Origin of the sequence: Brevundimonas sp. DS20, from assembly GCF_001310255.1 — a bacterium.
Classification (GTDB): domain Bacteria; phylum Pseudomonadota; class Alphaproteobacteria; order Caulobacterales; family Caulobacteraceae; genus Brevundimonas; species Brevundimonas aurantiaca.
The window spans coordinates 1,169,099-1,191,868 of the sequence record NZ_CP012897.1 but is presented as its reverse complement, the minus strand read 5'-3'; the positions used below and the strand labels follow the sequence as shown (position 1 = coordinate 1,191,868).

Sequence of the window (22,770 nt, the reverse complement as noted above, 5' to 3'; positions counted from 1 at the left end):
CCATGTAGATAGCACTGGTTAAGCTCAGCGCCCGGAGAGAGCAAGTGACGGCTGAACTACTGTTGGACCAAGCTCCCATCGACGACCGGCCCCAAGGGGACAGTCTGGTGCGCCCCCGTCGGATCGAAATCGGCCGGGCCTTTCGCGCCCTGCGCCGCCTGATCGCGAACAAGGAAGACACCACCCAGGTCTTCGAGATCATGAACGCCCTGGCCGGAAACTCGGTGCGGCGCGGCTATATGCGCATGTTGGAGACGCCCGAGGGCGCGCGCCAGGCCTTCAAGATGGTCGAGCTGGCGGACCGGCTGCACGACCGCCCCTGGCTGGAATCCATGCCCGCCGGCTCGGTGGGCCGCGCCTATCTGGACTTCATCGACGAACGCAATCTGTCGGCCTACGGCCTGGCGAACGAGAGCCGCAAGGTGGCCGACAGCGACATAGAGGCGGCCCACCCCTACGCCTGGTACGCCCGGCGCCTGCGCGACATCCATGATCTGTGGCACGTTCTGGCGGGCTATCGCACGGATGCGCTGGGCGAGGCCTGCGTGGTCGCCCTGTCGCTGCCCCAGACGGGCAGCAAGGGCTTCGGTCTGATCGCCATCGGCGCCGCCGTCGAGATCACCAAGGCCCGCACCGGCTATCCCTGCGCCCGCGCCGTCTTCGAGGCCTGGCGCCGCGGGCGGCGGGCGGCCTGGCTGCCGGCCCTGGACTATGAGGCCCTGATGGCGGAGCCGCTGGATCAGGCGCGGGCGCGGCTGGGCCTGGGAGGGCCGACCCTCTACGACCGCATCCCGGTCGAGGTCCGCAACCGCCTGCTGGTCCGGGGCTGATGCGTCGCCCGACCTGGCCCGCCGCCCTGACCCTGGCCGGCGGGGTCCTGACCGGAGTGGTGATGGCCGCCGCCCCGGCCTCGGCCCAGGACAATCCGCTGCTTGGGCGGTGGCGCACCGCCGCCCAGGGCGGGGTGGTCGAAATCAACCGCTGCGGCGCCGCCCTGTGCGGCCGAGTGGTGGACGCCGCCCCCCTGCGTCGGAACCCCGATCAGACCGATGTGCGCAACCGCGACCCGGACTTGCGGAGCCGGCCGCTCAGGGGGCTGCGCGTTCTGGACGGCTTCACCGGCGGCCCCACGACCTGGTCCGGCGGCCCCCTCTATGATCCGGACAGCGGCCAGCGCGCGTCGCGCGGAACCCTGACCCTGGTCGAGAACGATCGTCTGTCCGTGCGGGGCTGTATCGCCCCCCTTCTGTGCCGCACCCAGACCTGGACCCGGCTGCGCTAGATCAGCCCGCCATGGCCCGTCCCGCCGCCCGTCCGGTGAACAGGCAACCGCCCAGGAAGGTCCCCTCCAGGGCGTTGTAACCGTGGGCGCCCCCGCCGCCGAACCCCGCCGCCTCGCCCGCCGCATAGAGACCCTCCAGCACCGTTCCGTCGGCCCGCAACACCCGGCTGTCCAGATCCGTCTGCACCCCGCCCAGGCTCTTGCGCGTCAGAACGCTCAGCTTGACCCCGATCAGGGGGCCGGCCGCCGGGTCCAGCAGACGGTGCGGTTTCGCCACCCGCGCCAGCCGGTCGCCCAGATAGCGGCGGGCGTTGTGGACCCCCTGGACCTGCAGATCCTTGGCGAAGGGGTTGGCCATCTGGGCGTCGCGCGCCTCCACCACCCGCCGCACCGCCTCGGCCTTCAGCAGGGGCGTCGGCGTCAGGGCGTTCATGCCCGCCACCAGGGTCTCCAGATCCCGGGCTGCCACGAAGTCCGCCCCCCTGGCCTTGAAGGCCTCGACCTCGGGCGAGGCGCCCTTGCCCAGCCGCGTCTTCAGCACCCGCAGCCAGTCGCCCGAGGTGATGTCGCCGTTCTGCTCCGACCCTGAAAGGGCGAACTCCTTTTCGATGATCGACTGGGTCAGGATGAACCAGGAATGGTCGTGCTCAGCCAGGTCCGGCGCGGTGCGCAGATAGCGCAGGGTGGACAGGGTGTCATAGCCCGGCAGGGCGGGGAAAGGCAGCCGCCGCCCCAGGGCGTCCAGCCACAGGGACGAGGGGCCGGGCAGGATGCGGATGCCGTGTCCGGGCCAGATCGGGTTCCAGTTCCGCAGACCCTCGACATAGTGCCACATCCGGTCGCGGTTCACGAGCCGGGCGCCCGCCGCCTCGGCGATGTCCAGCCCCCGTCCGTCCACATAGGCGGGCACGCCCGTGACCATCTCGCGCGGCGGCCGCCCCAGCCGCTCGGGCCAGAACCGGCGCACCTTTTCGTGGTTCCCGCCGATGCCGCCGGTGGCGATCAGGACCGACGGGGCGCGCAGGGTGAAATCGCCCACGACCTCGCGGCTCGAGGCCGCGCCGCGCGGAGTCTCGCTGGGCGCCAGGCGGACGCCCGCGACGCCGGTCACACGGCCCGCCTCGACGATCAGCTGATCCACCCGACTGCGGAAATGGAAGGTCAGCCGACCCTGGGCCTGGGCCTCCAGGGCGCGGGCGGCGAAGGGACCGCTGACGCCCGTGCCCGTGCCCCAGGCCACATGGAAGCGCGGGACGGAGTTGCCGTGCCCCTCGGCCCGGCCGTCGCCCCGCTCGGCCCAGCCCACCATGGGCGTCAGCCGGATTCCGTGTCGCCGCAGCCAGTCGCGCTTTTCGCCGGCGGCGAACTCGACATAGGCCCGGCCCCAGCGGGCGGCCCATTCGTCCTCGGCCAGGGCGCCGTCCAGCCGGTCCCAGCCGGCGCTGCCGCGCCAGTCGGACCAGGCCAGGTCGAAACTGTCGCGCACCCCCAGACGCCGCTGTTCGGGACTGTCGACCAGAAACAGGCCGCCGAAGGACCAATAGGCCTGGCCGCCCAGATTGGCGGCGTTCTCCTGATCCACCACCGCCACCCTGCGCCCGGCCTGGACCAGTTCATTGGCGGCGACCAGGCCGGCCAGGCCCGCCCCGACGACTATGGCGTCACAGTCCATTTCGTCCCTCCTGATCCGCGCCCTCAGCCCTCGCGAAAGTCTGAAATCGCACCGTCTGCGGATGGCCGTCAACCGACATCATTGTCAATAGGTATTGACATGAGAGTGAGTAGTGCGAAGCTGGCGACAACCGCCGGTGGCCCCGCCCCGCCGAGCGGAAACATCAGGCGGGAGGAAACGCACATCAGGACGCCGTCTCAGCCCGGCGTGCTCAGGGAGGATCACATGGTTTCAGCCGTCCGCACTCGCGCGCGCCTTGCGCTCTCGGTCTCCGCCACAGCCCTGCTGATGGCCGGGGCGCCCGCCCTGGCCCAGACGACGCCGCCCGCAGCCCCAGCGCCGCAGGCCGGTCAGTCGCCGCAGGCCGCGCCCGCCGTGGTGGACGACATCATCGTGACCGCCCAGAAGCGCGAACAGTCGGTTCAGGACGTGCCTATCGCCGTCTCGGCCCTGTCGGCCGAGGCCCTGGCGTCGCGGCAGATCGAGGGGGGATCGGAACTGCTGCGCGCCGTGCCGAACGTGGCCTTCTCCAAATCCAACTTCAGCATGTACAACTTCTCGATCCGCGGGATCGGGACCAAGGCGGTGTCCGCCTCCAGCGACCCGGCCGTGGCCGTCAGCTTCAACAACACTCCCCTGATCCGCAACCGGCTGTTCGAGCAGGAGTATCTGGACGTCGCCCGGGTCGAGGTGCTGCGCGGGCCGCAGGGGACGCTTTACGGCCGCAACGCCACCGGCGGCGTCGTCAACATGTTCCCCGAACTGCCCAAGTTCCGGTCGGAGGGCTTCGCCACGGGCGAACTGGGCAACTATGACAGCCGGCGCGGCCAGGCCATGCTCAACGTCCCCTTCGGCGACACCTTCGCCGTGCGCGGCGCCTTCGGCTTCACCCAGCGCGACGGCTTCGACTACAACAGCTTCAACGACACCCATGTGAACGACCGCGACCTGTTCACCACCCGTCTGTCGGCCCGGTGGGAGCCGACCGCGCGGTTCCGCGCCAATGCGATCTGGGAGCATTTCGAGGAAGACGACCACCGCTCCCGCACCGGCAAACAGCTGTGCACCACCGATCCGGGCCCGACCCAGGTCGGATCGGCGACCATCACCACCCCTTACAATCAAGATCAGTTGAGCCAGGGCTGTCTGCCGGGTTCACTGTATTCCGACGCCGCCTATGGAGCGCCCAACGGTGGTTCCTTCGGGCCGATCCGGCTGCTGTCCGGTTTCTTCAGCCTGGGCGGCTTCGACGCAAACGGCGCCAGCGTCTATCCGATCCCACAGGGCTTCGACCCCTATGAGGGCGTCGTGCAGTCGCGAGACCTGCGTGAGATCGCCACCAACTACGATCCCGTCTTCCGGGCCGAGAACGACGTCGTCCAGGTCAATCTCGAATTCGACCTGACCGACACCCTGACCCTGTTCTCACAGACCGCCTACGCCAAGGACGACTATTATGCGTCGCAGGACTATGCGCGCTACGTCTCCAACCCCGCCTTCTCGGACAGCAGCCAGGTGTTCGATTTCTTCGGCGACCTGATTCCGTCGCCGGCCGCGCCCGGCGGCGTCTACACCGATCCGCAACTGGGGCCGTCAAACCGGATCCTGTCGGCCGACATCAGCCAGTCCGACAATCGACAATGGTATCAGGAGTTCCGCCTTCAGTCCGACATGGCGGGCGATTTCAACTTCAGCCTCGGCGCCAACTATTTGGACTTCAAGTCGCAGGACGATTACTACGTTTTCAACAACACCTTCTCCTACCTCGCCGAATATTTCTACAACTTCGAGCTGGGTCCGGACGGAAGTTCGCAAACCGTACCCTGCGATGACGATCGCGTGTTCGAATGCGTCTATGTCGACCCCAATCCGCTGAGCGAAATCAACGGCGAAGGTCACAACTATTTCCGCAGCAAGAACGTCGTCCACACCCGCTCCTGGGCCGTCTTCGGCGAGGGCTATTGGGACCTGACGCCAGAACTGCGGCTGACGACCGGCCTGCGCTATACCGAGGACCGCAAGGACACGACACCCTATCCCAGCCAGCTGCTGCTGGGCGCGCCGCTCGGCGGCGGGTCCGGTCCGGGGTCGGGCGGATTCGTGCGTCGGGGCTATTACGCCCTGCCGGACATCGAACAGAAGTGGGAGGCGGTCACCGGCCGGATCGTGCTGGATTGGACACCCGATCTGTCCTTCACCGACGACACCCTGGTCTACGCCTCCTTCTCCCGCGGCTATAAGGGGGGCGGCACCAATCCGCCTCGCCTGGAGCTGGACCCCAAGGTCGTCCAGTACCAGCCCCTGGCCAGCACCTTTGATCCCGAATACGTCAACGCCTTCGAAATCGGCGCCAAGAATACGCTGATGGACGGGGCGCTGCGGCTGAACGCGACCGGCTTCTACTATGACTACAAAGACTATCAGGTTTCCCAGATCGTCGATCGCATCTCATTGAATGAGAATTTCGACGCTGAAATCTGGGGTCTGGAGCTTGAAGCGGTCTACCGGCCGACGCCCAGTTTCCAGATCGACGGCAATCTCGGCTATCTGAAGTCCCGCATCGCCGACGGCGAGCGGTCCATCAACGTCATGGACCGCACCCAAGGCGACCCCGACTGGATCACCATCCGTCCCTGGATCCAGGTGCCGTCGAACTGCATCGCCCCGCGCGCCTATGCTGAAACCATCCTCAACAGCGCTTTCGGACCCGACGCGGCCAATCTGGCTCTGAGCGCCCTGTGCGCCGGCTCGTCGCGGTTCGGCACCTTCAACCCCAACTTCGAGTCCATCCTTCCCTTCTGGGCCCTGTACGGCTTCACCTACGACCCGCTGACCGAGGCGCCGAACGGCGGACGGGGTTTCGAGGCCGACCTGGGCGGCAACGAACTGCCCAATTCGCCCAACTGGACCGCCAACATCGGAGCCCAGTACAGCTGGTTCCTGGGCGATTGGGACCTGACCCTGCGCGGCGACTATTATCGCCAGGGCGAGAGCTTCTTCCGCGTCTACAACACCGAATACGACCGGCTGGAGGGCTGGGACAATCTGAACCTGTCGGTGTCCCTGACCAATGAGGCGCGAGGCCTGAAGCTCCAGGCCTACGTCAAGAACGTCTTCGACGATGCGCCCATCGTCGACGCCTTCACCAACTCGGACGACACTGGGCTGACGACCAACGTCTTCACCCTGGACCCGCGGCTGTTCGCCGTGCGGCTGACCAAGTCGTTCTGAGGTTGACGACAGGCCGGTCTTCCCGGCCGCCCTGTGAGGCCGTCCCCGGCGTCGAGAGACGCCGATCGGACGGCCTTATGTCGTTTTATGTCATTGAAAAATATACGTATTTCTCCTTGACTCCGACCTACCTTCCGCGTTGTAAGTACATCGCCCCTAGCGGGTGAACACACGCTCAACGGGTCCGGCCAAGGACCCACTCAAAGGGAGGACTATCATGATCAAGACGCTTTCCATCGCCGCTGCGGCGCTCGCTTCCGTCGCCGTCGCTTCCCCCAGCTTCGCCCAATCCTTCTCGCCCAGCTCGGGCAGCGTATCGGGATCGGGTTCTGTGACCCTGTCGCAAACGATCAGCGTCACCTGCAACGTCTCCATCACCGCAAGCCCGCTGAGCGCGACCAGCGCGCCCATCCCGACTCGCAGCATCTCGCCCGGCGGCATCGCCTGCTTGGCCGTTGCGCCGTCCGGCGCTTGGAGCGCGGCCGTGGTGCCGGGATCGACCACCTCGATCGCCCTGACCATCGGCGCCAACACCGTGGCCAACGATCCCTGCTACGGCACGGTGGTGGTCGCCTGGAACAATGCGACCAGCACGGCGACCTTCAACAACAACGTCCTGCCCCCCGTGAACGCCGGCGGTCGCAACTGCACCATCGTCAGCGGCTCGATCCGTATTCCGGGTCTGCAAATCCTCTAGGCTCGGCTGGTCCCCGGATCCTAAACCTGAAAGCCTGGCCGGGCGTCCGCGACGCCCGGCCTTTTTTCTTTCCGCGCGGTCCGGCTCGCTCCTAGATTGTCCCTGTGATCTCCCTCTGTCTCACGCTCGCCGGGTTCAGCGCCGCCGCCGTCCAGGCGACGCCGGCGCCGCAGGCCGATCCGCCCCCGGTGACCGTCCTGCCCGACGTGGAGGTGGCCGCCCGGCGAGGAGCGGCGCGCACCCCGCCCCAGTATGAATATGACGCCGCCCGCATCGACGCCCTCGCCGGCGGCAGCGTCGGCGACGTCCTGGGCCAGGCCGCGCGTCAGTTCAGCCCCGGCCAGCCGCCCGTGATCATCATCAACGGCGTCCGCATGCCGGACCCCTCCGTCTTTCTGGACCTGCCGCCCGACGCCCTGGAGCGGTTGGAGGTCCTGCCGGCCGGTTCGGCGGCGGAATACGGCGGCTCTCCCTCCGGCCGGGTCTTCAACCTGGTCCTTCAGCGCAGTTTCGCCAGCCGCGACGGCGCCCTGACGGCGGCCGCTCCGACCGCCGGAGGATTCCGCGAGCTTTCCGCCACGGCGCGCCAGTCCGGGCTCCAGGACCGCAACATCACCAACCTGACCCTGACCCTGCGCGACGTCTCTGCGCTTCTCGCCGATGATCGCCAGGCCTATCTGCGTGATCACCCCGACAGCGCGGGCGTCAGCCTGACGCCCGAGAGCCGGTTTCTGTCGGCCAACGCCGCCTTCAACCGCAGCCTGGGCGACTGGGCCGCCAGCCTGAACGCCTCGGCGAGCCAGACCTCCAGCCGATCGACCACGCGGGACGCCGACGGCCTGACGGTTCTCTCCACCGACACCCGCCGTTGGGAGGTGCGCAGCGGCCTCAGCGGTTCGGTTCTCGACTGGACCGCCCAGGTCAATCTCCTCGCCACGGCCGATGTCGTAAAGGCCGAAGGCCCGACGCCTTCCCAGACCGACCTGATGAGCTGGAGCGGCGCGGTCGCCCTGAACCGCAGCCTGCCGGGCCTGGGCGCCGGCCCGATCGCCGTCAATCTGTCCGCCGATGCGAACCGGAACCGAACCCGGACGGAGGCTGTGGGAGAGGCGGACCGGCGCGCCACGACGGCCTCCGCCTGGCAGGGGCAGATCACCGTTCCCCTGTCCCAGCCTGCGCCGCCGCCTGGTCTGGAGGACGAGGCGAAGACCCTCAAGATCGGGGGCGTGAGCCTGGGCGGCCTGTCCGTCAGCCTGGGCGCGGGGGGCCGCGACACCGACGCCGGGGGCGGAAGCAGTCTGGACCTGGGCGCCGCCTGGCAGCCGCGCGACAAGGTCAGCCTCAGCGCCAGTTGGAACCGCACCCTGACCGCGCCCAGCGACCTGGACCGCTTCGCCCCGCCGCGCCAGGGCCCGAACGCCGTCGTCTATGACTTCCGCACCGGTGAGGCGGTCGAGGTCCAGACCCTGGTCGGCGGAAATCCCGACCTGACCGCCGCCCGGTCCGAAGGCGCGGCTCTAAACCTGTCGCTGGGCCCCTTCACCCGGTGGAGCGTCGGCTTCAACCAGGGCCTGTCCCTGGCCCGCGCGCGCGACGGGATCTCGTCGAGTCTTCAGCCGACGCCACAGACCGAGGCCGCCTATCCCGACCGGTTCCTGCGCGATGCGTCGGGCCGTCTCGTTCGGATCGACCTGCGCCCCTTCAACGCCACGGCTTCAGAGACCCGGTCTCTGACCACCAGTCTGAGCCTGAACCCGCCGGCCGATCCGACCGAGGCCTCCGCCGCGACCTGGACGGTCAACCTGTTTCACACCTGGCGGCTGACCGACCGGACCGAGCTGGGCCGGGGCCTGCCGGTCCTGGATCGTCTGGCCGGCGACGGCGGCGGCGTGTCCGGCCAGGACCTGGGATGGACGCTCAGCCGGATGAAGGGTCCGCTGAAAATCGACGTCACCGGCCGGTGGACGGCGGGCTATCGCAGCCGGGCGACCATCGGTGAAGACGGCCCGGCCGACCTGCGGATCAGCGACTTCGCCCGCCTGGACCTGAAGGCGACCTATCGCCTCTTCCGGGACGTGTCCGGGCGGCGGGCGGAAGGGGCGCGGCTGGAGCTGTCGATCCAGAACCTGACCGACGAACGCCCCTCCGCCCGCCTCGCCGACGGCGCACCCGCCGCCGGCTACGGGCGCGACAGCCGCGACCCCGTCGGCCGCCGCATCGAGATCACCCTGGGCAAGCGGTTCTAGATGTGGAGGCCCCACAGCGAGAACCCGCATGTCGATGTCTATGAACACCCGCCCGGATCGCACCCCTGCCAGCAGCCCTTGACCGAAAGCTCGGGCATAGGGCCGTTCTAGCGCATTCAGCGCCTCGGGCCGGGGGTGTCGGCCATCATTGGGCCTCCAGCGCGTCCAGCCGTCCGCGCAGCATCTGCAGCATGGCCGAGAAGTCGCGGCCGCCGTGGCCCAGGCCGTCGAACAGGGCGTAGAGGGCCTCGGCCTGGGCGCCCAGGGGGGTGGAGGCGCCGGACTTGGCCGCCGCGTCCTGGGCCAGTTTCAGATCCTTCAGCATCATGGCGGTGGCGAATCCGCCCTGATAGCCGCGGTTCGACGGGGCGGCGGGTACGGGGCCGGGCCAGGGGTAATAGCTGGTCACGCTCCAGCACTGGCCCGAGGATTTGGAGGCGATCTCGAAGAAGCGCTCCGGGTCCAGGCCCAGCTTCTCGGCCAGGGCGATCGCCTCGCACGTGCCCAGCATCGAAATGCCCAGGAGCATGTTGTTGCAGATCTTGGCCGCCTGGCCCGCGCCGTGATCGCCGGCGCGGATGGTGATCCGGCTCATCGCCTCCAGCGCCGCCTCGACCCGGGCGAAATCGCCCTCGTCGCAGCCGACCATGAAGGCCAGGGTTCCCGCATCGGCCGCCGCCGTCCCGCCCGACACCGGCGCGTCGGCGAAGGCGTAGCCGGCCGCCTTGGCCAGGCCCGCCACCTTGCGCGCCGTCTCCACGTCGATGGTGGAGCAGTCCAGCAGCAGGGCGCTGGACGGCGCCGCCCCGATGATCTGTTCGGCATAGACCTTATGCACATGGGGGCCAGCGGGCAGCATGGTGATCACCACCTCGGCGTCGCGCACGGCCTCGGCGACCGAAGCCGCAGGCGTGCAGCCGGCGGCGGCGGCCCTGTCCAGGGCCGCCTGCGACAGGTCGAAGGCGGCGACGGCGTGGCCGGCCTTGGCCTGGTTGGCGGCCATGCCCCCGCCCATATTGCCCAGGCCGATGAAGGCGATCTTGGTCATGGTCTCTCTCTCCCTATTGTCGCCCGCTCATCCCCGCGACAGCGGGGACGCTGTCAGGGCAGCGGCGTCCATTGTTCATGTTCAGGCAGAGGCGCGAACAGGGCGGCCAGCGTCGCCTCGGTAACGCCCGACAGGTCCGCGGGGGACCATTTCGGCGCATTGTCCTTGTCGACGATCACCGCGCGGACACCCTCCTGGAAGTCGTGGGTCCGCACCATCCGGCCGCCCAGGGCGTATTCCATCGCCATATTGTCGGCGAAGGCGGTCAGCCTGGCCCCGGTGCGGATCTGGCGCAGCGAGACCTTCAACGACTGGGGCGACTTGGTCTTCAGGACCGCCAGCTGAGCCAGTGCCCAGTCCGAACCGTCCGCCTCCAGGGCTGCGAAAATCTCTTCGACCGTGTCGAAGGCGAACAGCCGGTCGATGGCTTTGCGCTCGAACGTGAAGCCCGGCGGAATCGGCATGTCGTGCTTGCCCACGGCCTCGATCGGCTCGCCGCCGTTCACTATGTCCGCCTTCAGCGCCTCGATCTGATCGGACGGAACATAGTGGGTGTGGATGCCCAGTTCGATCGTCTGTTGCGCCTTCAGCCGCGCCCCCGTCAGCGCCAGCCAGACGCCGGTCTGGCCCGGCAGGCGCGGCAGGAACCAGCCGCCGCCGACGTCCGGGAACAGGCCGATGCCCGTCTCGGGCATGGCGTAGGTGGTCCGCTCGGTGGCGATACGGATGGCGGCGGGTTCCGATATGCCGACGCCGCCGCCCATGACGATCCCGTCCACGATCGCCGTGATCGGCTTGGGATAGTCGAACATCAGATGGTTCAGCCGGTATTCCGCCAGGAAGAAGGCCCTGGCCTCCGACGCATCGCCCGCCCCGCTCTTGGCGAGCGTGCGGATGTCGCCCCCGGCGCAGAAGCCGCGCTCGCCGGCATGGTCGATCAGCACCGACGTGACCGCCGCATCGTCGCGCCAGGCCAGCAGGGCCTGGGTCATGACCTCGCACATCGGCCGGTTCAGGGCGTGGATGGCCTTGGGCCGGTTCAGGGTGATGCGGCCCACGCCGTTCTCGATGCGGGCGATGATTTCGGCTTCGGTCATGGACGTTCCTTTTCCCTGAGATCGAGAACATCCTGGCCGGCGTCCGCCACGGCGTTCAGAAGATCGGCGTCCCGCGACGCCAGGCCGGCGTCCCTTTCGAGCGTCAGCCACAGATAGGCCGCGTCAAACAGACTCAAGCCCCGACCCTGGGCCAGAAAGGCCATCCGCCGCACCTCGGCAGCGGACATGACAGGGGCGAGACCGATCTCATACTCGTCCAGCCGCGCGAAGGCTTGGGACAGGTCGAACCCGGCGTCGCGCCGCGATTGCCGGACCAGCAGATTGCCGATTTCCCACTGAAAGACATCTGGCGCGATCAGTTCATAGTCGTCCAGCGCCGCCAGCAGACGACGCGCTGGAGCCGTGGATTGGCTCGCCAGCAGCCAGGACGCCGCCGCCGAGGCGTCAACGACCAGGGTCTTCATCGCGCGCAATCGCCTTCAACTGGTCCCAGCTCATTTGCGCCCAGTCCGCATCCGCCGCCTGCCCGGCCATAAAGGCCTGAGACCGTGCGGCCAGTTCGGCGCCGGACAGTCGGCGACGACGCGGCTCGGGCGTCAGCCGCGCCACTGGTCGCCCGTGTCGGGTGATGACGATGGTCTCGCCTGAGGTCTGAACCTCGTCCAGCAAGGCCGACAGCGACGTCTTGGCCTCGAGAACCCCGATGGAGCGCATGGTCGAATTCCTGATCAGAATTCTGGTCAGAATAACAGATCGCGGCGCCGACCGCCATCATCCCCGTCCCATCTCCCGTGCGATGATCACCCGCATGATCTCATTGGTCCCTTCCAGGATGCGGTGGACCCGCAGATCCCGCACGATCCGTTCCAGCGGATAGTCCTTCAGATAGCCGTAGCCGCCGTGCAGTTGCAGGGCCTCGTCCGCGATCTGGAAACAGGCGTCGGTGGCCATTCGCTTGGCCATGGCGCACCATTTGGTCTTTTCCGGATGGTCGGCGTCGATGGCCCAGGCCCCGCGCAGCACCATCAGCCGCGCCGCCTCCAGGTCGGTCGCCATGTCCGCCAGGCGGAACTGCAACGCCTGGAACTCGCCGATCGGCCGACCGAACTGTTTGCGGGTTGCGACGTAATCCTGCGCCGTCTCCAGCGCCAGCCGCGCCCCGCCCAGCGAACAGGCGGCGATGTTCAGACGCCCGCCGTCCAGACCCGCCATGGCGTAGCGGAAGCCCGCCCCCTCCTCGCCCAGCAGATTGGCGACGGGCACGCGGCAGTCGTCGAACTGGACGATGGCGGTCGGCTGGGCGTTCCAGCCCATTTTCCGCTCCTGGGCCCCGAACGACAGGCCGGGCGTCCCAGCCTCGACCACCAGGGCGCTGATCCCCTTGGGCCCTTCGCCGCCGGTGCGGACCATGACGACATAGAGGTCGCTGGTCCCCGCGCCCGAGATGAAGGCCTTGGAACCGTTCAGCACATAGTGGTCGCCGTCGCGCACCGCCGTGGTCCGCAGCGCCGCCGCGTCGGAGCCGGAGCCCGGCTCGGTCAGGCAGTACGAAGCGATCTTCTCCATCCCGACCAGATCGGGCACGAACCGCGCGCGCAGAGCGTCCGATCCGAACCGGTCGATCATCCAGGTCGCCATATTGTGGATCGAGATGAAGGCCGCCGTCGCCACATCGCCGCGCGACAACTCCTCGAAGATCAGCGCCGCCTCGACCCGGCCGAGCGCCATGCCGCCGTGTTGCTCTCCGGTATAGATGCCGCAGAAGCCCATCTCGGCCGCCTGTTTCATCACTTCGACGGGGAACTGCTTCTCCTCGTCCCAGCGGGCCGAATGGGGCGCCAGCTCGGCCTCGGCGAAGGCGCGCGCCGCGTCCTGGATGGCGCGTTGGTCGTCGGTAAGGGCGAAGTCCATCTATCGTCACTCCCCGCCCCGACCCCGTCACCCTCGGGCTTGACCCGAGGATCGGAGGCGGGCGCGTCTGTTCATCCGCGTCGGCGCACAAGCGCGGACAATCCGGCCCTCGGGTCAAGCCCGAGGGTGACGGCGGCGAAGGGTCAGCGCATCGTCGGAATGACGAACGAACTGTCCGAATGCTCCAGGGCGCTGTCGGGCCAGCGGGCGGTCACGGTCTTGGTCTTGGTCCAGAAGCGGACCCCTTCCATGCCGTGCTGGTTGATGTCGCCGAAGGCCGAACGCTTCCAGCCGCCGAAGGTGTGATAGGCGACCGGCACCGGGATAGGCACGTTTATCCCGACCATGCCGACATTGACCCGGGCGGCGAAGTCGCGGGCTGCGCGGCCGTTCTGGGTGAAGATGGCGACGCCGTTGCCGTACTGGTGGTTCGACGGCAGGGCCAGGGCCTCCTCGAAGGTTTCGGCGCGGACGATCTGGAGCACCGGGCCGAAGATCTCCTCCTGATAGGACGACATCTCGGGCTTCACATGGTCGAACAGGGACGGGCCGATGAAATAGCCCTTCTCATGCCCCTGCAGGCTGAAGTCGCGGCCGTCGACGACCAGTTCGGCGCCTTCCTGGACGCCCTTCTCGATCCAGCCGGCGACGCGCTCGCGGTGCTGGGCCGTGACGACGGGACCGTAGTGGGCGCCGGCGTCGGTCGAGACGCCGACCCGCAGCGAGGGGATTTCGGCGACCATCCGTTCACGGAGTTCGTCCGCCGTCTTCTTGCCGACCGGCACGACCACCGGCAGGGCCATGCAGCGCTCGCCGGCCGAGCCATAGGCCGCGCCCGCCAGATCCTTGATCACCTGATCCATGTCGGCGTCAGGCAGGACGATCCCGTGGTTCTTGGCCCCGCCCATGGCCTGGACCCGCTTATGGTTGGCCGCGCCTGTCTGATAGACATAGTGGGCGATGTCGGACGAGCCGACGAAGCTGACGGCGTGGACCAGGGGATGGGTCAGGATGGCGTCGACCGCGGTCTTGTCGCCATGCACCACGTTCAGCACGCCGTTGGGCGCCCCGGCCTCCAGCATCAGTTCGGCCAGCCGCACCGGCGCCGACGGATCGCGTTCGGACGGCTTCAGCACGAAGGTGTTGCCCACCGCGATCGCCACGCCGAACATCCACATCGGGATCATGGCCGGGAAGTTGAACGGGGTGATGCCCGCCACCACGCCCAGCGGCTGGCGCATCGAATAGACGTCGATGCCGGGCCCGGCCCCTTGGGTGTATTCGCCCTTCAGCGCATGGGGGATGCCGCAGGCGAACTCGATCACCTCAAGCCCGCGCTGGATGTCGCCCTTGGAGTCGGCGATGACCTTGCCGTGCTCGCTGGACAGCAGTTCGGCCAGTTCGTTCATGTTCGCCTCGACCAGGCGTTTGAAGTCGAACATGACTCGGGCGCGACGCTGGGGATTGGTGCTGGACCAGCCCTCGAAAGCGTTCTGGGCCGCCTGGACGGCGCGATCGACCTCGCCGGCCGTGGCCAGCTGGACCCGCGCCTGAACCGCCCCCGTATTGGGATCGAACACCTCGCCGAACCGGCCCGACGCGCCCGCGAAGACGGCGCCGTCGATGAAATGGTTGATGTCGCGCATGAGCGTTCCTGCCTTTTTTTATCTTGCCCAGACCTAGACTGTTCATCTACGGACTTGAACTGCGTTTTTGCGTGTTTGAGATTGCATTTCTGCATGTTCGATTGGGACGATCTCCGAGTGTTCCTCGCCGCAGCCCGCAGCGGCTCCCTTTCGACAGCGTCCATCCGGCTCGGGATTGACGCGGCGACCGTGGGCCGCCGGATCGCGAGGCTGGAGTCGGCCCTGAAGGCCACTTTGCTTGTGAGGTCCAAAAGCGGCCTTCGGCTGACAGCCGCCGGCGCCTACCTCCTCGAAACGGGCGCCCAGGCTGAGGTGGCGATGGAAGCTGCGGCGAGCGTCGGCCATCCCGATCGCATCGCGGGCACCGTGCGGATCAGCGCCGCCGAGGGATTCGGCGCCACCATCCTGGCGCCTGCCCTTTCCGGGCTTCGCCGACAGCATCCTCATCTCCGGATAGAACTGGCGGCCAGTTCGGGCTTTCTCTCTCCCAGCCGTCGCGAGGTGGATATGGCCGTCACCCTGAGCGCGCCCGACAGCGCTCGCCTGGTCGTGGAGCCGCTGACGCCCTATCAGCTCGGGCTCTACGCCTCGCCGGAGTATCTCGAGCGACACCCGACGCCCCAGGACGCCAATGACCTGACCGGGCACGACATCGTCGGCTATGTCGAGGATCTGATCTATGCGCCGGAGCTCAGGTATCTCGATGAGGTTTCACCGGGTTTGAAGCCCGTCCTTTCCTCTTCATCCATCCGCGCGCAGAGGGAAATCATCGCCGGGAACGGGGGAATCGGCGTCCTGCCCTGCTTCATGGCGACCGGCCTCCAACGCGTGCTTCCAGACCTCTGGATAGAGCGTCGTTTCTGGCTCAGCACCCACCGGGAGGTCCACGGCAGTGCACGGATCAAGGCTGTTCACGCCTGGATAAAGGACATCTGCGACATGCACCGCACACGACTGTCTCCCCACGAGCGTCGCGGGTCCGATCAGGACCGTCCGGCTCGACAGGGATCGAAGCGGCGCTGACGGCCGCTGTCCCGCGCATCATCGCGTTTGAGGACGGTCTCGCCTATATAGCGACCCTTCCTCCTGGACTCGCATGTTCCGGACGGGAGCTTCGAATACCTCGCCATTTTCGTGTGCGCCCTGCGTGCGCTGAGATGTCGAAAAGCCGGAAACAACGTCGCAAACCGGCGCAAGATCGAGCGCACAGTCTGCCAACCAAAGTTTTGATATTACTGAACAATGCCTATAACCCACGCACGTAGGCTGTCCGTGGCCCCGATGATGGACTGGACCGACCGGCATTGCCGGGCGTTTCACCGCGCCCTCAGCGCGCGGGCCCTGCTCTATACGGAGATGGTGACGGCGCCGGCGGTGCTGCATGGGGATCGGGATCATCTGCTGGGGTTCGATGCGGTCGAACATCCGGTCGCCCTGCAACTGGGCGGGTCCGATCCTGAAGAACTGGCCCAGGCGGCCAGGATCGGCGAAGCCTACGGCTATGACGAAATCAATCTGAACGTCGGCTGTCCCTCGGACCGGGTTCAGTCGGGCCGGTTCGGCGCCTGTCTGATGCGCGAGCCGGCGCTGGTCGCCGACTGTATGGCGGCGATCCGGGAGGCCGTGTCCGTGCCCGCCACGGTCAAATGCCGGATCGGCGTCGACGACCAGGACCCCCAGGTCAGCCTGTTCGCCACCGTGGACGCCTGCGCCGCCGTCGGGATCGAGGTCTTCATCGTCCATGCGCGCAAGGCCTGGCTTCAGGGCCTGTCGCCCAAGGAGAACCGGGACGTGCCGCCCCTGGATTATGGACTGGTGCGCCGGCTGAAGCGCGAGCGGCCCCAGCTGAACATTTCGATCAACGGCGGGATCGCCGATCTGGATCAGGCCGAGACCCTGCTGGACGACACCGACGGGGTGCGGCTGGACGGGGTGATGCTGGGCCGGGCCGCCTATCATGAGCCGGCCCTCCTGGGTCAGGCGGATCGGCGCCTGTTCGGGGCCGAGACGATCGACGTCGACGCCTTTACGGCGCTGGACCGTTATCGCCCCTATATGGCGGCCCGGCTGGCGGAGGGGGTGCGGCTGGCGGCCATGACGCGCCACATGCTGGGGCTGATGCACGGACGGCCGGGCGCGCGGGCCTTCCGCCGCATCCTGACGGTCGAGGCCATCCGGCCGGGCGCTGGGCTGGAGGTTCTGGACCGCGCCGCCGAGGCGGTGCGCGAGGCCGAGGCGCGGCGCGACGCGGCGGCCTGACGCCCAGCCGGGACGGGAACCGTCCGGGTCGCCGCGCCTTTCAGCGTCGAACCCTTTTCGCGACCGGAGTCCGCCATGAAGCTCATCGCCCTCGCCGCCGCCGCCGCGGCCGCCCTCCTGCCCGCCGCCCAGGCCGCAGCCCAGACGCCCGTTTCCAGTGCGGAGCGGGGCCGGTTCGCCCTGGGCGCCCAGGTCGGCACGCCGGGCGCCGGGCTTCAGGCCCAGTTCGCCGTGAACGACTATCTGGTGCTGCGCGGCGGCTATGACGCGCTTCAGTGGGACCGCGACGACACCTATGACGGCATCGACTATGAGGCCGACATCGACTTCAAGTCGCCGGGCGCCTTCGTGGATCTGCACCCGTTCAAGAACCCCTTCTTCGTCTCGGGCGGCGCCTATTTCGGCACGCGCAAGGTCGATCTGAACGCCACCCCGACCGAGCCGGTCAATATCGGCGGCCTGGTCTTCACGCCTGAGCAGGTCGGAACCCTGACCGGCCGCATCGACCTGGAAAGCACGGCCCCCTTCGTCGGCCTGGGGTTCGACAACACCTTCACCCATGACGGGCGCTGGGGCTTGAGGCTGCTGGCCGGCGCGGCCTTCGGCGATGCGCCCCAGGTCGATCTGAACGCCTCGGGCGGGACCCTGTCCGACCAGCCGGCCTTCCAGGATCGTCTGGCGGAAGAGGAGCGTGAGATTCAGGCCGACGCCGACGACTACAAGGTCCTGCCCGTCGTGCAGATCGGGCTCAACTACCGGTTCTGATGGTGAAGGCGCCCCGCGCCTGCTAAGGGCGCGGCATGTTCGGCCTGCCCCTGTCTGAAATCGCCCTGCTGGTTCTGGCCCTGATCGGGGCGGGGCTGTTCGGCGGGATCATCGCCGGCCTGTTCGGGGTGGGCGGCGGCACGGTTCTGGTGCCGGTGCTGTTCTACGCCTTCACCGTCCTGGGCGTCGGGGGAGAGGGCGATCTGCACACCGCCATCGGCACCTCGCTGGCGACCATCGTGGTCACCGCCCTGCGATCCTTGGCCGCCCACCGCAAGCACGGGGCGGTGGACGAACAGGTGCTGCGGACCTGGACGCCCTGGGTGGCCCTGGGCGCCGTGGCGGGGGCGGCCATCGCCGGCGTGACCTCCATGGAGGGGCTGGCCCTGGTCTACGGCGTCCTGCTGATCCTGGTGGCGGCCCAGATGGGCCTGCTGCCAGAGCGCTACGTGCTGCGCAAGGACATGCCGACGGGCTGGTCCCGAGGCGTCCTGGGAAGCCTGATCGGCCTGTTCTCGGCCATGATGGGCGTGGGGGGCGGCAGTCTGGGCGGCATGACCATGAGCCTGTTCGGCCGGCCGATCCACCAGGCGGTGGCGACGGCCTCGGGCTTCGGGGTCGCGATCGGAGCGGCGGCGGCGGCCGGTTTCGTCGTCTTCGGCTGGGACGCGCCGGGCCGCCCGCCCCTGTCGCTCGGCTATGTCAATCTGCCCGCCGCCGTGATCATGGGGACGATGACGTCCCTGTCGGCGCCGCTGGGCGCGCGGCTGGCGCACCGGCTGGATCGGCGCGTCCTGAAAAAAGCCTTTGCAGTCTATCTGTTGGCGACAGCCCTATCGGTCGTCATCAAGGCGTTTTGAGCCGCGCCCCTTTCTGGCCACAAGTCCCGGCGACAAAACGCGCGCCGGCGGCGTTGGGAGCCGGCGCCTCTATGAGCAAATCGGATGATCGGCGCCTCCGCTGCCTTCGCCTTGTTGTGGACCGCTCTGTCCTCGGTTTCGAGCGAGCCTGTCCCTTACAATGTCGCTGTCGCGGCGGATGCAGCCAGGGTTGAAACCCCGGCGGACGACATCGGTTCCCCCGATCTGGAGGCTGCGGCCCTGACCGAGGAACAGGCCGAGCTGATGGCCGGCGATCCCGACTGGCGCGCCTCGGCCCGGTTGTACCACGCGGGCGGCGGCGGGGCGACGGGCAACGACTCCCTGGGTTGTCGCCCCATCGCCATGCGCACCGTGGCGGTCGATCCGCGCGTCATTCCGCGTCGCACCAAACTCTTCATCCGCGAAACTGTGGGGATGCGTCTGGCCGACGGTTCGATCCATGACGGCTATTGGTACGCCTCCGACACCGGCGGGGCGATCAAGGGTCAGAAGATCGACCTCTATACCGGGAACGGCCGCGGCTCGATGGCCCAGGCGCGTCGTCTGAACATGCGGACCCTGACCATCGCCGACGCCGGTCGTTTCGACGGCTGCCCCCCGGCCTGGGAAAGCGCCGCCCGCTAAATCACCTTCAAGACGTGAAAAACGCCGGCTCCGTCAGGGGCCGGCGTTTTCATGTGCGGGATTTGCGAAGGCTCAGTCCAGTTCGCTGACCTTCAGCGTCGACTGGACCATGTCGTCGCCATAGGTGCCGACCCAGACGTCATAGCGGCCGCTCTGCGGATTGGTGATCTGGACCTTGGGGTTCAGACTGCCGCCGCTGTCGTCGTCGCAGTACCAGCGGCCGTTCGGCGTATTGATCAACAGGGTGGTGTCTTCCGACGCCTCGACCAGGAAGGTCAGGTCCAGATTTCCCGCCTCGAAGAAGACCTGATAGTCGGGCGCCGCGCTGACCGAACCTTCACAGCCCGCCTTGGCGTTGGCGGCCGGGACCGAGCCGCCGGCCAGGATCGACTTTTCGTGGGGATCGGGGGTGAAGCCGGTGCGCAGGCGCACCGAGCCGTAGTTCGGCTCCTTATCCGTATCGGGGCTTTCGCCGCCGCCGCTGCTGGAGCCGCCCAGTTCGCTGACCTCCAGCGTCGCCTGGACCATCTTGTCATTATAGGTGCCCAGCCAGATGTCGTAGCGGCCGCTCTGCGGATCGGAGATCAGCACCTGAGGGTTCAGATCGCCGCCGCTGTCATCGTCGCACAGCCACTGACCGTCGGGCGTATTGATCAGAAGCGTGGTGTCTTCCGAGGCCGTGGCCCGGACGGTCAGGTCCAGTTCGCCGGCCTCATAGGTCAGTTGCAGATCCGGCGCGGCGCTGACCGAACCTTCGCAGCCCGAACGGGCGGCCGAGGCGGCCACGGAACCGCCCGCCAGGATGGACTTGGTCCAGGGATCGGGGGTGAAGCCGCTTTCCAGCTCCACCTCGCCATAGTTGGGCGACAGGGTGAAGTCCGGCCGGCCGCCCGACTTCTGGGCCAGGGCGACGCCCGGCGTGAGCATGAGGGCGGCGACGGCCGCGGCGGCGATGCGTTTCATGAAGCTGGTCCCCTTCCCTGCGGCCCCTCGCCGCGCTCCTTGCATAACTCATTTTTCAGAATGGCGCAGCTTTGGGAAGCGGCCCCGCAGCGTCAGAATTTGCGTCGGCCGGACACGGTCTCGAAGAACAGGCGGAAATCGCCCATCAGGCTCCACAGCGGATATCGGAATGTCGCAGGCCTGTTCTTCTCGAAGAAGAAATGCCCGATCCAGGCGAAGCCGTAGCCGACCAGGGGCATGGCCAGAAGCCACCAGGGGTTCAGGGTCACGACGAAGGCGAGAAAGGCCAGGATCACCAGTCCGGTGCCCACGACGTGGATGCGCCGACAGGCCCGGTTGGAATGCTCATGGATGTAATAGGGATAGAAGGCCTCGAACGAGGCGTATCGGCCCTGGGGTTCGGACGGCGTGGTCATGGGCGGAGGGTGCGCCTCCGCCAAGGATCAATCAAGTCTCAGCCCTTGGGCTTGCCCTTGAATCCGTCCTTCTTGAACCCGTCCTTCTTAAAGCCCGGCTTGGCCTTGAACGGCTTCTTGGCGAAGGGCTTGTCGCCCGCCGCATTCGAACGCGGATTGGCGGCGCCGTCTGTCTTGGGCGCCCAGGGCTTCTTCTTGAACGGCGGACGGGCGTCGCCCTCCCCGCCTTCGGCGCGCTTGTAGGGCGTCTTCTTGAAGGGGCGGTCGCCGTCCTCGCGCGGCTTGCCGGCGTAGCGGGACGCCTTCATCGACCCCGGCGTGGGCGCTTCCGACGGCGTGATCTTCACCTCTTCCTTCGAAGCGGCGACCGCCTCGCGGAAGGCCTTTTCATGGGTCTTGGCGATCTCGAACCGGGTCTCTTCAGGGAAGGTGCGGATCGAGCCGATCTGGGGTTTGGAAATACCGCCGATGCGGCAGATCAGCGGGATCAGCCATTTAGGGTCGGCGTTCTTGTTGCGGCCCACGTCCAGGCGGAACCAGACCACCTCATCGGCGCCCAGGCGTTCGCCGGGCCAGGGCTGGGCGGCGGTCCCGTCGTCGGTGCGCGCGGCCCGGTCGCGCTTGGCCGGTCCGCGATCGGCGCCCGGATCGGACAGTTCTTCCGGCGCCGGCTGTTCCTTGCGCAGCAGGCGAACCAGGGCGGCGGCGATCTCGTCGGGCGTGCGCTCGGCGATCATCCGCTTGGCGACGATCATGTCCTCGTCCGACACCTCGGCCTCGAAATGCGACGGCGACAGCAGACGGTCCTCATCGGCCTTGCGGATCTCGTCGAAGGTGGGCGCGCCGGACCAGACGGCGTCGATCCCCGCCTCGTCCATCAGACGCTCGGCCTTGCGGCGACGCGAGTGGGGCACCAGCATGACCGAGACGCCCTTCTTGCCCGCCCGGCCCGTCCGGCCCGAACGGTGCAGCAGGCCGGCGCGGTTCATCGGCAGTTCGGCGTGGATGACCAGGCCCAGGTCGGGCAGGTCCAGACCCCGCGCGGCGACGTCGGTGGCGACGCAGACGCGGGCGCGGCCGTCCCGCAGCGACTGAAGCGCGTCGGTCCGCTCGCGCTGGCCCATTTCGCCGGACAGGCTGACGGTCGAGAAGCCCCGCTCCAGCAGCGACGATTGCAGATGCCGCACGCTGTCGCGCGTGGAGCAGAAGACCATGGCCCGCGGCGCCTCGAACCAGCGCAGGGTGTTGACCACCGCATGTTCGATCTCATTGGGCGCGATGCGATAGGCCCTGTATTCGATGTCGGCGTGCTGGCGCGACTTGTCGGTCGCGTCGATCCGCACCGCATCCTTCTGGTAGCGCTTGGCCAGGGTCACGATCTCGCGCGCCAGGGTGGCCGAGAACAGCAGGGTGCGGCGTTCGGGCGGCGCCTGGTCCAGGATGTGCTCCAGATCCTCGCGGAAGCCCATGTCCAGCATCTCGTCGGCCTCGTCGAGCACCGCGACCTTAAGCTGCGACAGGTCCAGATTGCCCCGGTCGATATGGTCCTTCAGACGGCCGGGCGTGCCGACGACGATATGGACGCCGAAACCCAGGGCGCGGGCTTCACGACGCGCATCCATGCCGCCGACGCAGGTGGCGATCTTGGCGCCGGAGTCGGCGTACAGCCATTGCAGCTCGGCGGCGACCTGCATGGCCAGCTCCCGCGTCGGGGCGATGGCCAGGCACAGGGGCGCGCCGCCGGGGCCGAACTGGGGACTGTCGCCCAGCAGGGTCGGCGCGGCGGCCAGACCGAAGGCGACCGTCTTGCCCGACCCGGTCTGGGCCGAGACCAGCAGGTCGCGGTCAGCGTGCTCGCCTTCCAGGACGGCGGCCTGAACCGGGGTCGGTTCGGCATAGCCCTTGTTGATCAGAGCGCGGTCGAGCGCGGGGTGAACGGCGGGAAAGGGCATCGGCTACCTGGAATGACGGACGAGGCGGTCGTCGAAACGACCGCGCCCGGCCGAGGACAGACCTCAGGCCGGGCGAATGAAGGGCGCTCTATACACGGATAAAGGCTGAAGCGGGGCGG

General features: G+C 68.0%; 20 protein-coding genes. 10 read left to right on the top strand and 10 right to left on the bottom strand.

The window, feature by feature from the left end; translation table 11 throughout:
• The first annotated feature begins 44 nt into the window (after positions 1-44).
• Together JL11_RS05765 and JL11_RS05760 are read left to right on the top strand one after the other, a co-directional pair.
• Positions 45-830 (top strand): ubiquinone biosynthesis protein COQ4, encoded by a 786-nt coding sequence (locus JL11_RS05765; protein ID WP_231681410.1) that lies wholly within the window; start codon positions 45-47, stop codon positions 828-830.
• Positions 830-1,282, top strand: a complete 453-nt coding sequence (locus JL11_RS05760; RefSeq protein WP_054764818.1) for a DUF2147 domain-containing protein — start codon at positions 830-832, stop codon at positions 1,280-1,282. The genes JL11_RS05765 and JL11_RS05760 overlap by 1 nt, the downstream gene beginning before the upstream one ends.
• A gap of 1 nt (position 1,283) precedes the next feature.
• Here the strand turns inward: JL11_RS05760 and JL11_RS05755 are convergent, their stop codons facing one another.
• Positions 1,284-2,954, bottom strand: coding sequence for an FAD-binding dehydrogenase (locus tag JL11_RS05755; RefSeq protein WP_054764817.1), 1,671 nt, complete (start codon positions 2,952-2,954; stop codon positions 1,284-1,286).
• A gap of 225 nt (positions 2,955-3,179) precedes the next feature.
• On the opposite strand from JL11_RS05755, the gene JL11_RS05750 reads away from it, so the two are divergent.
• The 3 genes from JL11_RS05750 to JL11_RS05735 all read left to right on the top strand — a co-directional run bounded on the left by JL11_RS05750 (position 3,180) and on the right by JL11_RS05735 (position 9,128).
• Positions 3,180-6,185 (top strand): TonB-dependent receptor, encoded by a 3,006-nt coding sequence (locus JL11_RS05750; protein WP_054764816.1) that lies wholly within the window; start codon positions 3,180-3,182, stop codon positions 6,183-6,185.
• Positions 6,186-6,402: 217 nt separating this feature from the next.
• Positions 6,403-6,882 (top strand): hypothetical protein, encoded by a 480-nt coding sequence (locus JL11_RS17395; RefSeq protein WP_156314155.1) that lies wholly within the window; start codon positions 6,403-6,405, stop codon positions 6,880-6,882.
• A gap of 104 nt (positions 6,883-6,986) precedes the next feature.
• The gene (locus JL11_RS05735; protein ID WP_054764813.1) at positions 6,987-9,128 is read left to right on the top strand and encodes a TonB-dependent receptor plug domain-containing protein; all 2,142 of its coding nucleotides are present in this window, start codon (positions 6,987-6,989) and stop codon (positions 9,126-9,128) included.
• A gap of 145 nt (positions 9,129-9,273) precedes the next feature.
• Here JL11_RS05735 and mmsB read toward each other — a convergent pair whose 3' ends face one another.
• The 6 genes from mmsB to JL11_RS05705 all read right to left on the bottom strand — a co-directional run bounded on the left by mmsB (position 9,274) and on the right by JL11_RS05705 (position 14,791).
• Positions 9,274-10,176, bottom strand: coding sequence for a 3-hydroxyisobutyrate dehydrogenase (mmsB, locus tag JL11_RS05730; RefSeq protein ID WP_054764812.1), 903 nt, complete (start codon positions 10,174-10,176; stop codon positions 9,274-9,276).
• 53 nt (positions 10,177-10,229) lie between these two features.
• Positions 10,230-11,273, bottom strand: coding sequence for an enoyl-CoA hydratase/isomerase family protein (locus tag JL11_RS05725; RefSeq protein WP_054764811.1), 1,044 nt, complete (start codon positions 11,271-11,273; stop codon positions 10,230-10,232).
• On the bottom strand, positions 11,270-11,698 hold the full coding sequence (locus JL11_RS05720) for a type II toxin-antitoxin system VapC family toxin (protein WP_054764810.1): 429 nt from the start codon (positions 11,696-11,698) through the stop codon (positions 11,270-11,272). The genes JL11_RS05725 and JL11_RS05720 overlap by 4 nt, the downstream gene beginning before the upstream one ends.
• Complete coding sequence (locus JL11_RS05715; RefSeq protein ID WP_082382609.1) at positions 11,679-11,948, bottom strand: type II toxin-antitoxin system Phd/YefM family antitoxin; 270 nt, start codon at positions 11,946-11,948, stop codon at positions 11,679-11,681. Before JL11_RS05715 ends, JL11_RS05720 begins: the two co-directional genes overlap by 20 nt.
• A 57-nt stretch (positions 11,949-12,005) precedes the next feature.
• The gene (locus tag JL11_RS05710) at positions 12,006-13,145 is read right to left on the bottom strand and encodes an isobutyryl-CoA dehydrogenase (protein WP_054764809.1); all 1,140 of its coding nucleotides are present in this window, start codon (positions 13,143-13,145) and stop codon (positions 12,006-12,008) included.
• Positions 13,146-13,288: 143 nt separating this feature from the next.
• A complete protein-coding gene (locus tag JL11_RS05705; protein WP_054764808.1) occupies positions 13,289-14,791 on the bottom strand; it encodes a CoA-acylating methylmalonate-semialdehyde dehydrogenase in 1,503 nt (500 codons plus the stop codon).
• Positions 14,792-14,884: 93 nt separating this feature from the next.
• Here JL11_RS05705 and JL11_RS05700 point away from each other — a divergent pair, with 93 nt between their 5' ends.
• The 5 genes from JL11_RS05700 to JL11_RS05680 all read left to right on the top strand — a co-directional run bounded on the left by JL11_RS05700 (position 14,885) and on the right by JL11_RS05680 (position 19,320).
• Entirely contained in the window at positions 14,885-15,814 is a 930-nt protein-coding gene (locus JL11_RS05700; RefSeq protein ID WP_054764807.1) for a LysR family transcriptional regulator, read from the top strand.
• A gap of 219 nt (positions 15,815-16,033) precedes the next feature.
• A complete protein-coding gene (gene dusA / locus JL11_RS05695) occupies positions 16,034-17,050 on the top strand; it encodes a tRNA dihydrouridine(20/20a) synthase DusA (RefSeq protein WP_054764806.1) in 1,017 nt (338 codons plus the stop codon).
• A gap of 75 nt (positions 17,051-17,125) precedes the next feature.
• On the top strand, positions 17,126-17,815 hold the full coding sequence (locus JL11_RS05690) for a hypothetical protein (protein WP_054764805.1): 690 nt from the start codon (positions 17,126-17,128) through the stop codon (positions 17,813-17,815).
• A 35-nt stretch (positions 17,816-17,850) separates the two neighbouring features.
• Positions 17,851-18,675, top strand: coding sequence for a sulfite exporter TauE/SafE family protein (locus tag JL11_RS05685; RefSeq protein ID WP_054764804.1), 825 nt, complete (start codon positions 17,851-17,853; stop codon positions 18,673-18,675).
• 84 nt (positions 18,676-18,759) lie between these two features.
• Entirely contained in the window at positions 18,760-19,320 is a 561-nt protein-coding gene (locus JL11_RS05680; RefSeq protein ID WP_082382608.1) for a 3D domain-containing protein, read from the top strand.
• Positions 19,321-19,392: 72 nt separating this feature from the next.
• Here the strand turns inward: JL11_RS05680 and JL11_RS05675 are convergent, their stop codons facing one another.
• The 3 genes from JL11_RS05675 to JL11_RS05665 form a co-directional block, all read right to left on the bottom strand.
• Complete coding sequence (locus tag JL11_RS05675; protein WP_054764803.1) at positions 19,393-20,283, bottom strand: hypothetical protein; 891 nt, start codon at positions 20,281-20,283, stop codon at positions 19,393-19,395.
• Positions 20,284-20,375: 92 nt separating this feature from the next.
• Positions 20,376-20,699 carry an Mpo1-like protein gene (locus JL11_RS05670; protein ID WP_054764802.1) on the bottom strand — a complete coding sequence of 108 codons (324 nt, stop codon included), beginning with the start codon at positions 20,697-20,699 and terminating at the stop codon, positions 20,376-20,378.
• Between the two features lie 38 nt (positions 20,700-20,737).
• Positions 20,738-22,651, bottom strand: coding sequence for a DEAD/DEAH box helicase (locus JL11_RS05665; protein ID WP_054764801.1), 1,914 nt, complete (start codon positions 22,649-22,651; stop codon positions 20,738-20,740).
• Positions 22,652-22,770 lie beyond the last annotated feature (119 nt).